The sequence below is a fragment of the Cupriavidus sp. a3 genome (assembly GCF_051015765.1).
Taxonomy (GTDB): domain Bacteria; phylum Pseudomonadota; class Gammaproteobacteria; order Burkholderiales; family Burkholderiaceae; genus Cupriavidus; species Cupriavidus oxalaticus_A.
Genome location: NZ_CP170644.1, coordinates 2,276,057 through 2,289,861, shown reverse-complemented (window position 1 = coordinate 2,289,861; position 13,805 = coordinate 2,276,057). Strand labels below are relative to the sequence as shown.

Sequence of the window (13,805 nt, the reverse complement as noted above, 5' to 3'; positions counted from 1 at the left end):
CCATCGCTAGCCGAGCTTCTTCGCCGAAATCACCGCTTCGGCAACGTTGGCCGGCGCCTCGGCATAGTGCTTGAACTCCATGGTGAACGTCGCGCGACCCTGCGTCAGCGAGCGCAGCGTGGTCGAGTAGCCGAACATCGTCGCCAGCGGCACTTCGGCGCGCACGATCTTGCCGCCGCCACCGGCGATGTCTTCCATGCCGTGCACCATGCCGCGGCGTGACGAGAGGTCGCCCATCACGTTGCCGGTGAATTCCTCCGGCGTTTCCACCTCGACCGCCATCATCGGCTCCAGCAGCGCCGGGCGGGCCCGCCGCATGCCTTCCTTGAACGCCATCGAGCCCGCCATGCGGAAGGCATTCTCGTTCGAGTCCACATCGTGGTACGAGCCGAACACCAGCGTGGCCTTGATGTCTACTACCGGGTAGCCCGCCAGCACGCCCGACTGCAGGGTCTCGCGGATACCCTTGTCCACCGCCGGGATAAATTCGCGCGGCACCACGCCGCCCTTGATCGCATCGACGAATTCGTACCCGGCGCCGTGCGGCATCGGCTCGAGGTTCAGCACCACGTGGCCGTACTGGCCGCGGCCGCCGGACTGCTTGATGAACTTGCCCTCCACGTCCTTGACCGGCTGGCGGATGGTCTCGCGGTAGGCCACCTGCGGCTTGCCCACCGACGCTTCCACGTTGAATTCGCGGCGCATGCGCTCGACCAGGATTTCCAGGTGCAGCTCGCCCATGCCCGAGATGATGGTCTGGCCGGATTCCTCGTCGGTGTTCACGCGGAACGACGGGTCCTCCTGCGCCAGGCGGTTCAGCGCAATGCCCATCTTTTCCTGGTCGGCCTTGGTCCTGGGCTCCACCGCCTGCGAGATCACGGGTTCGGGGAAGCTCATGCGCTCCAGGATGATGACCTTGTCCGGGTCGCACAGCGTATCGCCGGTGGTCGCCTCCTTCAGCCCGACCGCCGCGGCGATGTCGCCGGCGCGCACTTCCTTGATCTCCTGGCGCACGTTGGCATGCATCTGCAGGATGCGGCCGAGCCGCTCGCGCTTGGACTTGAGCGGGTTGTAGACGGTGTCGCCGGAATTGACCACGCCCGAATACACGCGGAAAAAGATCAACTGGCCGACGAAGGGATCGGTCATGATCTTGAACGCCAGCGCCGAGAACGGCTCGTCATCGCTCGGATGGCGCTCGGCCTGGCGGTCGTCCTCGGTGTGGCCGAGGATGGCGGGCACGTCGGCGGGCGAAGGCAGGTAGTCGATCACCGCGTCGAGCATGCTCTGCACGCCCTTGTTCTTGAAGGCACTGCCGCACAGCATCGGCACGATCTCGTTGGCGATGGTGCGCTTGCGCAGGCCACGCTTGATCTGCTCTTCGGTCAGCGCCTCACCCGACAGGTAGCGCTCGAGCAGGGCCTCGTCGGCCTCGGCGGCGGCTTCTACCATCTTGTCGCGCCAGGCCTGCGCGGTCTGCAGCAGCTCGGCCGGGATCTCCTGGTACTCGAAGCGCACGCCCTGGCTGGCATCGTCCCAGACGATGGCCTTCATCTTGACCAGGTCGATCACGCCCAGGAAATGGTCTTCGGCGCCGAGCGGGATCTGGATCGGCACGGCGCGCCCCTTGAGGCGGTCGGCGATCTGCGCATGCACGCGGAAGAAGTCCGCGCCGACGCGGTCCATCTTGTTGACAAAGGCGATGCGGGGCACAGCGTACTTGTTGGCCTGGCGCCAGACCGTCTCGGATTGCGGCTGTACGCCGCCGACCGCGTCGTAGACCATGCAGGCGCCGTCGAGCACGCGCATCGAGCGCTCGACTTCAATGGTGAAGTCGACGTGTCCCGGCGTATCGATGATGTTGATACGGTGTTCGGGGTAATTGCCGGCCATGCCTTTCCAGAAGGCGGTGGTGGCAGCCGACGTGATGGTGATGCCGCGCTCCTGCTCCTGTTCCATCCAGTCCATGGTGGCAGCGCCATCGTGCACTTCGCCCAGCTTGTGGTTGACGCCCGTGTAGAACAGGATGCGTTCGGTCGTCGTGGTCTTGCCTGCGTCGATATGCGCGCTGATGCCGATGTTGCGGTAGCGCTCGATGGGGGTCTTGCGGGACACAGTGTTCTCCTGGGTAACACCTCCGGAATAGAGTAGCACCACTGGAACTTTGCCGTTGTCCCTGCAGCACGCAGGGGAACGCGCGCGAGCGGCGCATGGCCCTGCATAACCCGGTGCTCGGCGTCTGAGGCGAGCCTAGGGGCGAGCTGCATTACCTTGCGGAATCCTCCCATCCTGCGCGCCGCCTTGCCTCCCTATACTGGCCCTGCATCGCGCCGGCCGATGCCCCGACATACCCATTCACGCGAACCGACGCATGACCACCATCCTGATCGTTGACGACCACCCGGCGATGCGGCTGATTCTCAAGACCCATCTGCTGCAGCTGCTCGGCGTCGATGAAGTGCTCGAGGCCGACAACGGGCAAAGCGCGCTCGAGCTGGTGCGCGCGCGCATGCCCGACCTCGTGCTGCTCGATCTCGACATTCCGCGTTCCAGCGGCCTCGACGTGGCGCCGCGCCTGCGGGCGATCCATCCGCAGGTGCGCCTGCTGGTGGTGACGGCGCTCGACCCGGCGGTGTTCGTCAGCCGCGCGTGGCAGGCTGGCGCGCAGGGGTTTGTCAGCAAGACGCAGGACCTGAAGGAAATCCTGCGCGCGGTCGAGTCGGTGCTGGCCGGCTATACCGTGTTCCCCGCGATGGGGCGGGACGGCGGCTCGCGCCACGCGGTTTCCGCCGACGACGAGATGCTGCGCCGGCTTTCCGACAAGGAACTGGTGGTGCTGCAGATGCTGGCGCGCGGCATGTCGTACAAGGCCATCAGCGCCAGCCTGTTCATCAGCAACAAGACCGTCAGCAGCTACAAGGCGCGCATCATGGCCAAGCTGCAGGTGTCGTCGCTGGTGGAACTGGTCGACTTCGCGCGCCGCTGCCACCTCGCCTTGTAGGCGCCAGTCGCCAGCTATTGTTCAGACATCGTATGACTGACGGCGCCTGGAAACACCCGGCAGGGCGTCCCGGGCGTCCCGGGCGTCAGGCCTGCGCGCCGCCGGAGCCCGAGGCCTTGCGCAGCCGCTCGCGGCTGTTGGTCAGGTGCATGCGCATCGCCGCCTTGGCCGCGTCGGGGTCGCGGCGTTCGATCGCATCGTAAATGTTCTCGTGCTCGAACTGGACCCGCTCCAGGTACTGCTCGCGCTCCGGCGTATTGACCCGCAGCCGGCTGCGCGGGATCAGCATGGTGCCCAGGTGGTCCATGATGTCGGTGAAGTAGCGGTTGCCGGTGGCGCGGGCGATGGCCAGGTGGAAAGCAAAATCGCTGTCCACCGCGTCGTTGCCGGCGCCGGTATTGCGCTTGAGGTCGTCTAGCGCCTGGCGCATGGCGGCCAGCTGCGCGTCGCTGCGGCGCGCGGCGGCCAGTCCGGCCGCCTCGGCCTCCAGGCTGACGCGGAATTCCAGCATCGCCATCACGTCGATCGCGGTTCCCAGCGTATCCGGCCCGATGCGGAAGGGCGACGGTGCCTCCGCCGCGCGCGCCAGCACGAAGGTGCCGATGCCGTGGCGGGTTTCCACCAGGCCGCTGGCCTGCAGCCGCGACAAGGCCTCGCGCACCACGGTGCGGCTTACGCCCTGTGTCGCCATGATTTCCGATTCGGTCGGCAGCTTGTCGCCGGGCTTGAGCTGGCCCTGGCGGATCTCTTCGGAGAGCGCCTGCACCACTTCTTCGGCCAGGGTGCGGCCGCGGCGGCGCAACGGCACGGCCGCGGCGGCGTTGGGCGCACCGGCGGCGGGGGCAGCGGCAAGCGGGTCGGGCAGGGCAGGGTTGCGTGCGGTAGGCATGGCGGATACGGGCGGGGTTTCCCGGACTTGACCGGTTCGAGATGGCCTCATTATACTGGGTTATCAGTCATACGATGACAGATAACATAGCAATGCCGGAGACCAGACCCGAATGACCCATCCCGCCACTTCCGCCGCCCCCGCCATGCACGCCGGTGCCGGCCAGACCCCCGTGGTGACCGAACTCACCGTGGTGCCCGTGGCCGGGCACGACAGTATGCTAATGAACCTGTCGGGTGCCCATGGCCCGTACTTCACGCGCAATATCGTGATCCTGCGCGACAGCGCCGGCCACACCGGCGTGGGCGAGGTGCCGGGCGGCGAAGGCATCCGCCAGACGCTGGAAGACGCGCGTCCGCTGCTGGTCGGGCAGCCCATCGGGCAGTACCAGGCCATCCTGAACCGCGTGCGCGCCACCTTCGCCAGCCGCGACGCCGGCGGCCGCGGCCTGCAGACCTTCGACCTGCGCATCACCATCCACGCCGTCACCGCGCTGGAATCGGCGCTGCTCGACCTGCTCGGCCAGCACCTGGAGGTGCCGGTGGCGGCACTGCTCGGCGAAGGCCAGCAGCGCGACGCCGTCGAGATGCTCGGCTACCTGTTCTATATCGGCGACCGCCAGCGCACCACGCTGGACTACCGCACCGAAGCCGATGCCGGTAACGCCTGGTTCCGCCTGCGCAATGACGTGGCGATGACGCCCGAGGCGGTGGTCCGGCTGGCCGAGGCCGCGTACGAACGCTACGGCTTCAACGACTTCAAGCTCAAGGGCGGCGTGCTGCGCGGCGAAGAAGAAATGCAGGCGATCCTGGCGCTGGCCGAACGCTTCCCCAAGGCCCGCATCACGCTCGACCCCAACGGCGCCTGGTCGCTGGCCGAGGCCGTACGCCTGTGCCGTGACAAGCGCGGCGTGCTGGCCTACGCCGAAGACCCGTGCGGCGCCGAGGACGGCTATTCCGGCCGCGAAGTGATGGCCGAGTTCCGTACCGCCACCGGCCTGCCCACGGCGACCAACATGATCGCCACCGACTGGCGCCAGATGGGCCACGCGGTGCGCCTGCAGTCGGTCGACATCCCGCTGGCCGACCCGCACTTCTGGACCATGCAGGGTTCGGTGCGCGTGGCGCAGATGTGCGCCGAATGGGGCCTGACCTGGGGCTCGCACTCGAACAACCACTTCGATATCTCGCTGGCGATGTTCACCCATGTGGCCGCCGCCGCGCCGGGCCGGGTCACCGCCATCGACACGCACTGGATCTGGCAGGACGGCGAGAACCTGACCAAGGCGCCGCTGAAGATCGAGAACGGCCTGGTGCAGGTGCCGAAGACGCCGGGCCTGGGGGTGGAGCTCGACATGGACGCGCTGGGCCGCGCCCACGCGCTGTACCAGAGCAAGGGCCTGGGCGCGCGCGACGATGCCATCGCCATGCAGTTCCTGATCCCCGGCTGGCAGTTCAACAACAAGGCGCCCTGCATGGTGCGCTGAGCCGGCACGGCAGTCCGGTATCGACAAGACAGAGCAGGAGACAACGATGTATTCCTCCCAACGCACGGGTGCCCTGCGCCTGCAAGACTGGCTGCGCATGGTTGCCGTCGGCTCGGTGCTGACGGTCGCGGCGCTGGCCGCGCTGGCGGCCGGCAACGCCCGGGCCGCGCAAGACTGGCCGCAACGCCCTGTTTCGGTGGTGGTGCCGTTCCCCGCGGGCGGTTCCACCGACACCATCGCGCGCATGCTGACGGCGCCGCTCAACGAGAAGCTGGGCCAGCCGTTCGTGGTCGACAACAAGCCCGGGGCGACCGGCGCCATCGGTGCGACCTTCGTCAAGCGCGCGCCGGCGGACGGCTACACCATGCTGGTGGCGTCGATCGGCGTCTTTGCCGTCAACCCGTTCCTGCAGAAGAACCTGGGCTACGACCCGGTCAAGGACTTCGACCTGCTGACGGTGGCGGTGCGCGCGCCTAACGTGCTGGTGGTCAATCCGCAGTTCCCGGCGAATAACGTGCAGGAACTGGTGGCGCACATGAAGAAGAACCCGGGCAAGGTCAGCTTTGCCTCGTCCGGCGCGGGGTCGTCCGACCACCTGACCGCGGCGCTGTTCTGGCAGAAGACCGGCACCGACGGCCTGCATGTGCCGTACAAGGGCGGCGCGCCCGCCATCTCCGACCTGCTCGCCGGCCAGGTGGACGTATCGTTCCAGAACATCAACGCGGTGCTGCAGCACATCCGCACCGGCAAGCTCAAGGCGCTGGCGGTGACGGCGGACAAGCGCCCGGCCGTGCTGCCCAACGTGCCGACCATGGCCGAAGCCGGGGTCAAGGAAGTCGAGGTCTATTCCTGGCAGGGCGTCGCCGCGCCGCGCGGGCTGCCCGCCGACGTGAAGACGCGCCTGCACGGTGCGCTGGTCGGCGCGCTGAACGATCCGAAGATGCGCCAGAAGCTGTCGGAGAGCGGCTTCGAGGTGGTGGCGAATACGCCCGAGCAATTCAGCCAGTTTGAAGCGCAGGAACTGCAGCGCTGGAAGACCGTGATCGAGAAGGGCCGCATCGTGCTCGACTGAGCGCAACAAGCATCGACCGCACCTGACCAACACACCGACAGCGCCGGCCGCCGCACGACCACCGTGCCGCGCCGGCGCACCTGCAACAACAATGGAGACATAGCATGACCCAGGGACGCCGCATTTTCCTCAAGCAGACTTCCGCGCTGGCCGCGGGCATCGCCGCCGGCCCGCTGGCCGGCCTCGCCACAGGCGCGCACGCCGCGCAGCAGGCCTGGCCGACGCGCCCGATCCGCCTGGTGGTGCCGTACACCGCCGGCGGTTCGTCCGACATCATCGCGCGGCTGATCAGCAAGCAACTGGGCGAAGCGCTGGGCCAGTCCGTGGTGGTCGACAACAAGCCGGGCGCCAACGGCAACGTCGGAGCGGCCATGGTTGCGCAGGCCACCGACAACCATACGCTGATGCTGTGCGATATCGGCGCGCTGGCGATCAGCCCGTCGGTTTATACCAAGCTCAGCTTCAACATCGCCAAGGACCTCAAGCCGGTGACGATGCTGGCGTACTCGCCGCACCTGCTGGTGGTGCATCCGTCAGTGCAGGTCAGCAACCTGAAGGAACTGGTCGAACTGTCCAAGCGCAGCCAGCTCAACTTCGCCGTGACGGCGATCGGCAGCGCGCCGCACCTGGCCGGCGTAGCGGTGGAGCAGGCCACCGGCGCCAAGTGGCAATACGTGCCGTACAAGGGCGGCTCGCAGGCGATTGCGGACACCGTGGGCGGCAGCGCGCAGGTGCTGATGAACGGCATGCTGGCCACGCTGCCGCATGTGCAGTCGGGCAAGCTCAAGCTGATCGCCCAGTCCAAGCGCACGCGCATGCCGCTGCTGCAGAACGTGCCGACCATTGCCGAGCAGGGCGTGCCCAACTTCGAGTCGGGCACGTGGCAGGGCGTGATGGCGCCGGCCAGCATGCCGGATGCGCTGGTGACGCGCCTGAACGCCGAGCTGATCAAGATCATCCGCGCGCCGGAACTGCGTTCGCAACTGGTCCAGCAGGGTGCCGAAGTGGTGACGATGACGCCGGCGGAAACCGGCAAGTTCTTCGTGGCCGAGCAGGCGCGCTGGGCGGGGGTGGTGAAGCAGGCGGGGATCAAGCTGGAGGCTTGACCGGCAGGGATCGGCCGCCCCGGCAGGGCGCTTCGACGCGATAAACGACAGGCGGCCCGCGTGACGAACGCGGGTCGCTTTCTTTTCTTTTGCGCTGGCTTATTAAAACAAAAAGCCCCGCACAAGGCGCGGGGCTCATCATTGCAAGTGTTGCGCTTATCCCCGCAGTGCCGCCGGCAGCAATCCCTGCGGCAGGTTCTGGTAGCACACCGGGCGCAGGAAACGGTCGATCGCCGTGGCGCCGACCGAGGTCGAACGCACGTCAGACGTGGCCGGGAAGGGCCCGCCATGCACCATGGCGTGAGCAACTTCCACGCCGGTCGGATAGCCATTGCACAGCACGCGCCCGGCCTTGCGCTCCAGCACCGGCAGCAGCTGGCGCGCGGCGTCGAGGTCGGCGTCGTCGAGCTGCATCGTGGCGGTGAGCTGGCCTTCGAGCTGGTTGGCCAGCGCCAGCACCTCTTCCAGGTCGCGGCACACTACCAGCACGGTCGACGGGCCGAACACTTCGGCCTGCATGCGGTGATCGGCCAGGAACTGCGCGGCGGTGGTCTCGAACATCACCGGACGGGCCTGGTTGACACCCGTGGCGGCGACGCCGTCGCCGATACGCTGCAGCCCATCCAGCGACGACAGCTGCGCCACGCCCTTTTCATAGGCGGCATGGATGCCGGGCGTCAGCATGGTCGCCGCCGGCTTGCCGCCCAGCGCGTCGAGCGCGGCGGCACGGAACTGGTCCAGCGCCGGGCCTTCGATGCCGATCACCAGGCCGGGGTTGGTGCAGAATTGCCCGACGCCCAGCACCAGCGAATCGACCAACTGGCGGCCGATCTCGGCGCCGCGCGCCTGCAGTGCGGCGGGCAGCAGGAACACCGGATTGATGCTGCTCATCTCGGCATACACGGGAATCGGCTGCGGACGCGCGTTGGCCGCCTGAATCAGCGCCATGCCGCCCGAACGCGAACCGGTGAAGCCGACCGCCTGGATCGCGGGGTGCGACACCAGCGCCGTGCCGACGACATTGCCCGCGCCCACCAGCAGCGAGAACACGCCTTCGGGCAGGCCGGCGTCCTGCACGGCTTTCTGGATCACGCGGCCGACCAGTTCGGACGTGCCCAGGTGCGCCGAATGCGCCTTGACCACCACCGGGCAGCCGGCTGCCAGCGCCGAGGCGGTGTCGCCGCCCGCAACGGAGAAGGCCAGCGGGAAGTTGCTCGCGCCGAACACCGCCACCGGGCCGATGGCGATGCGCTGCATGCGCAGGTCGGGGCGCGGCGGGGTGCGCTCGGGCAGCGCGGCGTCGAAGGTGGCCTCCTGCCAGCGGCCTTCGCGCAGCACGGTCGCGAACAGGCGCAACTGGCCTGCGGTGCGGCCGCGCTCGCCCTGCAGGCGCGCGATTGGCAGGCCGCTTTCCTGGTGCGCGCGCTCGATCAGCGTGTCGCCCAGCGCCTCGATGCCGGCGGCGATCGCGTCCAGGAAGCCCGCGCGCTGCTCGGACGAGGTATTGCGATAGGTATCGAAGGCCGCTTCGGCCAGCGCGCAGGCGCGCTCGACGTCGGCCTGGCCGCCGCCGTGGAAGTCAGGGCCCAGGGTCTCGCCCGTGGCCGGGTTGATGGCCTGCAGCGTCGATTCGGTGCCGCGCACGGCTTGCGCGCCGATCAGCATGTCGCCGGTGATTTGCATGGGAGGTTCCTTGTCAACGTTTGAGTGTGGCAGAAGAGGACAAGCCGGCCGGAGGGCAAGGTGCCCCGCGGCCGGCTTGTCGCGATGCATATGGCAAGGACGGATCGGATTACTGCGGGCCGAGCTTGTTGATCAGCGTGCCCAGCATTTCCATCTCTTCGCCGGTCAGGTCGGTCAGCGGCGCGCGCACCGGGCCGCCGTCGCGGCCGACGATGCGGGCGCCGGCCTTGACGATGCTCACGGCGTAGCCAGCCTTGCGGTTGCGGATGGCCAGGTACGGCAGGAAGAAGTTGTCGATCAGGCGGCCTACGGTCTCTTGATCGTCCGCGGCGATGGCGCGGTAGAAGTCCATCGCGGTCTTCGGGATGAAGTTGAACACCGCCGACGAGTACACCGGCACGCCCAGCGCCTTGTAGGCGGCGGCGTAGACCTCGGCCGTGGGCAGGCCGCCCAGGTACGAGAAGCGGTCGCCCAGCTTGCGGCGGATGCTGACCATGGACTCGATGTCGCCCACGCCATCCTTGAAACCGATCAGGTTGGGGCAACGGTCGGCCAGGCGGGACAGCTGCTCGGCGTTCAGTTTGGAGTTGGCGCGGTTGTAGACGATCACGCCGATGCCGACCGACTTGCAGACCTCTTCCACGTGGGCGGCGACACCGTCCTGGCTGGCTTCGGTCAGGTAGTGCGGCAGCAGCAGCACGCCGGCGGCGCCAAGGCGCTGGGCTTCCTGCGCATAGGCGATGGCGGTGCGGGTCGGGCCGCCGGCGCCGGCCAGGATGGGCACCTTGCCGGCGCAGGTCTTGACCGCGGTGTCGACCACGGCGGTGTAGTCGGCCGGTGTCAGCGAGAAGAACTCGCCGGTGCCGCCGGCGGCGAACAGCGCGGTGGCGCCGTACGGGGCCAGCCATTCCAGGCGGGCGGCATAGGACTTCGCGTTGAAGTCGCCCTTGACGTCGAAGTCGGTAATGGGGAAGGAGAGCAGGCCTTCAGAGACGATCTGCTTGAGTTCGTTGGGTGCGAGCATTTGCGAAATCCTGATCGGGCCGGCGGCCCAGGGTGGTGACGGCGGCGACCTGCCAGTTGGCGGGACATCCGAGTTATCAGTCATCGTACGACAACGATCATACAAAGGCAATAGGGCTGGAGGGCATTCGCGGGTTTACCGGGGCGGATGTGCCGGCAGCCCGCATAGATCCATGGATGGCACCGGCATTGAGACGTCTGCGGCACCGGCATGAGCCGGCGTGCCCTCTCAACGTTGTAGGACAACGTAAGTGACGGCAAATCAGTAATTTTGATGCTCCCATGCAAAGCCGCCCCGTGCATCGGTTGCCTCCGGCTGGCACACTGGCAACCTGAACCAACGGGGGAAAAGACGGTGGGAGAGTTACAAGCCTTGCTGGAAGACCACGGGCTGATGCTGGTATTCCTGAACGTGCTGGTTGAACAGGCGGGACTGCCGGTGCCGGCGTACCCGATGCTGTTCGTCGCCGGCGCGCTCGGCATGCAGGAAACCGGTCCGTCGATCGGCGCGGTGCTGGCCGCGGTGATCGTCGCCTGCCTGATCGCCGATACCGGCTGGTACTTCGCCGGCCGCCGGCTGGGGCAGCCGATGCTGCGCACCATCTGCAAGGTATCGATCTCGCCCGATTCCTGCATCCGCCAGACCCAGTCGCTGTACCTGCGAGTGGGGCCGCGCTCGCTGGTGGTCGCGAAGCTGCTTCCCGGTGCCGGCGCGCTGTCCACCGCGATGGCCGGCATGACCGGCACGCCGCTGCCCGTGTTCCTGTTCTATGACGCGATCGGTGCCCTGGTGTGGGCCGGCAGCGGCCTGCTGATCGGCGTGGTGTTCAGCGACTTTATCGATACCATCCTGGAGGGCTTCAGCACCTACGGGCATATGGCCGTGGTGGCGGTGGTGGCGGCGTTCCTGGTGTTCCTGGCGTGGCGCTCGTGGCGCCGTTTCCGGCTGCTGCGCATCACCAGGCGCGTGCCGCGCATGAGCGTGGATGAACTGGAATCGCGCCGCCTGGCCGGCACGCTGCCCGTCGTGATCGATGTGCGCGCCCATGGCGACATGCCGATGGAGCGCATCCCCGGCTCGATGGTGCTCGACATGCAGGGTGCGCTCGACAGTCTCGACGCGCTGGGCGTGCCGCCTGCCGAGGCCGACATCGTGGTCTATTGCGCCTGCCCGCACGAGATGTCCGCGGCACTGCTGGCCGAACGCCTGCGCGTTGCCGGCTACCCAAGGACCTGGGCGCTCGCCGGGGGCTTCGACGAATGGAAGCGGCGGCACGGCGAGACCGTGCCGCCCGCCGTCACGCATCCCGATCCGGGCAAGGTGGCGGCACGCTGAAGCGCAAGCCTCAGCGCTTGCCGGCGGTCTGGAATACCGACAGGTCCGGATAGATCGCGCGGATCTTCTCCCACTCGGCGGCATTGAAGAACTGGCACTTGCCGATGCCGAAGCGCTTGGCCACCTCCACGCAGAAGCGCACCGCCTCGGCGATGTCGATCTCGTGGTTGGCCGAGGTGGCGCTGCCTGACACCACCGACTGCGCGGTCACTGCCACGCCCACCACCGGCGCCGCCGTGGCGACGTGCGGCTGCATGATGCTGTTGAAGTGATACAGGCCGTTGTGGTACGGCGTGATGTCCTGCAGCGAGATCGGGAAGGTCACTGCCGGGCAGCCGGTGGTCGATTCCATCGTAGCCACCAGGTCCGGCGCCACGCGCAGGATATAGCCCTGCATCGCCGTCGGCGAGATGGCAAAGCCGCGATGCTTGATGATGCTGTTGCCCTTGGACGCGTCGATCGACAGGATCGCATCCATTTCCGGCAGCACCTGGTAGTCGTTCATGGTGTCGGAGGACACCGGCATGCCCATGAACGGCACCGGGTCGTGCGGCACCATCGAGACATCGGTCGACAGGTGCGTGGTCACGATCACGTCGCCTTGCAGGTGGTCGCCGCGCGCCTTCATCTGCGCGAGCTTCAGCGCCACCGCCAGGCAGCCGATCGGGCCGTCCGCATCGGACACCAGGCCAACCAGTTCCGGACGCGCGCCGATGGCGCCGTTGCGGCCGATCACGCCAAGCGTCGGCGCCTTGCCGCGGCCACGCTTGCCGGCGCTGCCGGGGATCACGATGGTGATGAAGTCGGTGGTGTTGGCCGTGTTCTCGGGGGGCGCGTTGTTGACGGTGGTGACTTGCAAGGTCACGCCGGCGCCGGCGTAGGGCGCGAACAGTTCGCTGACGACCGCACCGTTGGCGTGCGGGCTGTCCAGGGCTTCGTGAATGACCAGCGTCTGCTGCAGGGCCATGGCTTTCTCCAGATGAGGTGCCGGGTCCGCGTGGCGCGGGCCCGGCGTCGGTTGAATCGTTAGAACTGGTGGCGCAGGCCGACCATCACGGTGGTCTGGCTGTCGCGCCCGTCCAGCGGCGTGCCGCTGCCGCCGGTCCAGCTGGTGGTGTTGTTGCCGAACAGGCCCGACCAGTCGCCGTGGACGCGGTCATAGGCCAGCGCCACGTAGGTGTCGGTGCGCTTGCTGAAGGCGTAGTCGGCCACGGCATACGCGGTGGTGCGGTTGCCGCTGAAGCTGTCGGCGCGGGTGCGGTTGTGCATCACGCTGCCGGTCAGCGTTACGTTGCCGGTCACGGCATAGCTCGCGCCCAGCGTGAAGAAGTCGTCGTGGCGGCTGCTGCCGAACACCGAGTTGATCGCCGCGCGGTTGGTCGGCGTGGCCGCGGTCGACATGCTGGTGATGGTGGCCGTGTCGGTGCCGCCCTTGGACGAGTCGAAGCCCGCCTCGCGGTCGCTGTGGAGGTAGTTGGCGAACAGGCTGGCGCGGCCGATCGCGACTTTCAGGCCCGCCAGGTAGATGTTTGCGGTACGGCTCTGGCTGTCGCGGGTCTGCTGGAAGTCGCCGATCGCGGTGATCGGGCCGGCCGCGTACTTCATGCCGAACGACGTGGACGAGGTGGCGCGGGTGTTGCCCGCGGTCTCGCCCAGCGCGTATTCGGCGATCAGCGACACCGGGCCGAAATTGCCGGTGTAGCTGACGGCGTTGTCGTAGCGCTGCCCGGTCAGGTACACCATCCATGAGTTCGACGGTGCCGCGCCCACGCCGAGCGGATCGACGTAGTACAGCATGGTGTTGGCCGTGGTGTATTGCCGGCCCAGCGCCAGCTCGCCCCACTTGTTGCCGATCTTCACGTACGCCTGGCGGCCGAATAGCTGGCCCTGCTGGTCGAACTTGCCGGTGTCGGCCAGGAACCCGTTCTCCAGCACGAAGCCGGCCTTTACCCCGCCGCCCAGGTCCTCGACGCCCTTCAGGCCAAAGCGGCTCCCGGACAGGAAGCCTTCGCCGCCTTGCTGCAGGCCGACCTGCGCATCGCCGGCGGGGTTGGAATGGGTCTGGTACGTCAGCGCGGTATCGATGACGCCGTACAGCGTCACGCCGGACTGCGACATCGCGGCGGTGGGCAGGCCCAGCATCAGTGGCAAGGTCAGCCGGGCGGCGTGGCGAAGGGTTTGGCTCATTGTGTTTCTCCTCCAGATGGCA

11 protein-coding genes are annotated in these 13,805 nt (G+C 67.7%); 5 read left to right on the top strand and 6 right to left on the bottom strand.

Going from position 1 to position 13,805, the window contains the following annotated elements; all coding sequences use genetic code 11:
• Nucleotides 1-6: 6 nt before the first annotated feature.
• Entirely contained in the window at nt 7-2,115 is a 2,109-nt protein-coding gene (fusA, locus tag ACAD63_RS32255) for an elongation factor G (protein ID WP_135703426.1), read from the bottom strand.
• A gap of 256 nt (nt 2,116-2,371) precedes the next feature.
• On the opposite strand from fusA, the gene ACAD63_RS32250 reads away from it, so the two are divergent.
• Entirely contained in the window at nt 2,372-3,001 is a 630-nt protein-coding gene (locus ACAD63_RS32250) for a response regulator transcription factor (RefSeq protein WP_133097072.1), read from the top strand.
• 85 nt (nt 3,002-3,086) lie between these two features.
• Here the strand turns inward: ACAD63_RS32250 and ACAD63_RS32245 are convergent, their stop codons facing one another.
• Nucleotides 3,087-3,890, bottom strand: a complete 804-nt coding sequence (locus tag ACAD63_RS32245; protein ID WP_240745756.1) for a FadR/GntR family transcriptional regulator — start codon at nt 3,888-3,890, stop codon at nt 3,087-3,089.
• A 112-nt stretch (nt 3,891-4,002) separates the two neighbouring features.
• On the opposite strand from ACAD63_RS32245, the gene gudD reads away from it, so the two are divergent.
• From gudD to ACAD63_RS32230, 3 genes are all read left to right on the top strand, one after another.
• A complete protein-coding gene (gene gudD / locus ACAD63_RS32240) occupies nt 4,003-5,376 on the top strand; it encodes a glucarate dehydratase (RefSeq protein ID WP_240745757.1) in 1,374 nt (457 codons plus the stop codon).
• 46 nt (nt 5,377-5,422) lie between these two features.
• Nucleotides 5,423-6,448, top strand: a complete 1,026-nt coding sequence (locus ACAD63_RS32235) for a Bug family tripartite tricarboxylate transporter substrate binding protein (RefSeq protein ID WP_135703427.1) — start codon at nt 5,423-5,425, stop codon at nt 6,446-6,448.
• A gap of 104 nt (nt 6,449-6,552) precedes the next feature.
• Nucleotides 6,553-7,554 carry a Bug family tripartite tricarboxylate transporter substrate binding protein gene (locus ACAD63_RS32230; RefSeq protein WP_133097070.1) on the top strand — a complete coding sequence of 334 codons (1,002 nt, stop codon included), beginning with the start codon at nt 6,553-6,555 and terminating at the stop codon, nt 7,552-7,554.
• Nucleotides 7,555-7,710: 156 nt separating this feature from the next.
• Here ACAD63_RS32230 and ACAD63_RS32225 read toward each other — a convergent pair whose 3' ends face one another.
• Both ACAD63_RS32225 and kdgD read right to left on the bottom strand, forming a co-directional pair.
• Complete coding sequence (locus ACAD63_RS32225) at nt 7,711-9,237, bottom strand: aldehyde dehydrogenase (NADP(+)) (RefSeq protein WP_135703428.1); 1,527 nt, start codon at nt 9,235-9,237, stop codon at nt 7,711-7,713.
• A gap of 109 nt (nt 9,238-9,346) precedes the next feature.
• Nucleotides 9,347-10,261, bottom strand: coding sequence for a 5-dehydro-4-deoxyglucarate dehydratase (gene kdgD, locus ACAD63_RS32220; protein WP_135703429.1), 915 nt, complete (start codon nt 10,259-10,261; stop codon nt 9,347-9,349).
• 354 nt (nt 10,262-10,615) lie between these two features.
• On the opposite strand from kdgD, the gene ACAD63_RS32215 reads away from it, so the two are divergent.
• Nucleotides 10,616-11,596 carry a DedA family protein/thiosulfate sulfurtransferase GlpE gene (locus ACAD63_RS32215; protein ID WP_135703430.1) on the top strand — a complete coding sequence of 327 codons (981 nt, stop codon included), beginning with the start codon at nt 10,616-10,618 and terminating at the stop codon, nt 11,594-11,596.
• Nucleotides 11,597-11,606: 10 nt separating this feature from the next.
• Here the strand turns inward: ACAD63_RS32215 and ACAD63_RS32210 are convergent, their stop codons facing one another.
• The gene (locus ACAD63_RS32210) at nt 11,607-12,563 is read right to left on the bottom strand and encodes a DUF1177 domain-containing protein (RefSeq protein WP_133097066.1); all 957 of its coding nucleotides are present in this window, start codon (nt 12,561-12,563) and stop codon (nt 11,607-11,609) included.
• A 59-nt stretch (nt 12,564-12,622) separates the two neighbouring features.
• Entirely contained in the window at nt 12,623-13,783 is a 1,161-nt protein-coding gene (locus tag ACAD63_RS32205) for a porin (protein WP_434034307.1), read from the bottom strand.
• Nucleotides 13,784-13,805: the final 22 nt, after the last annotated feature.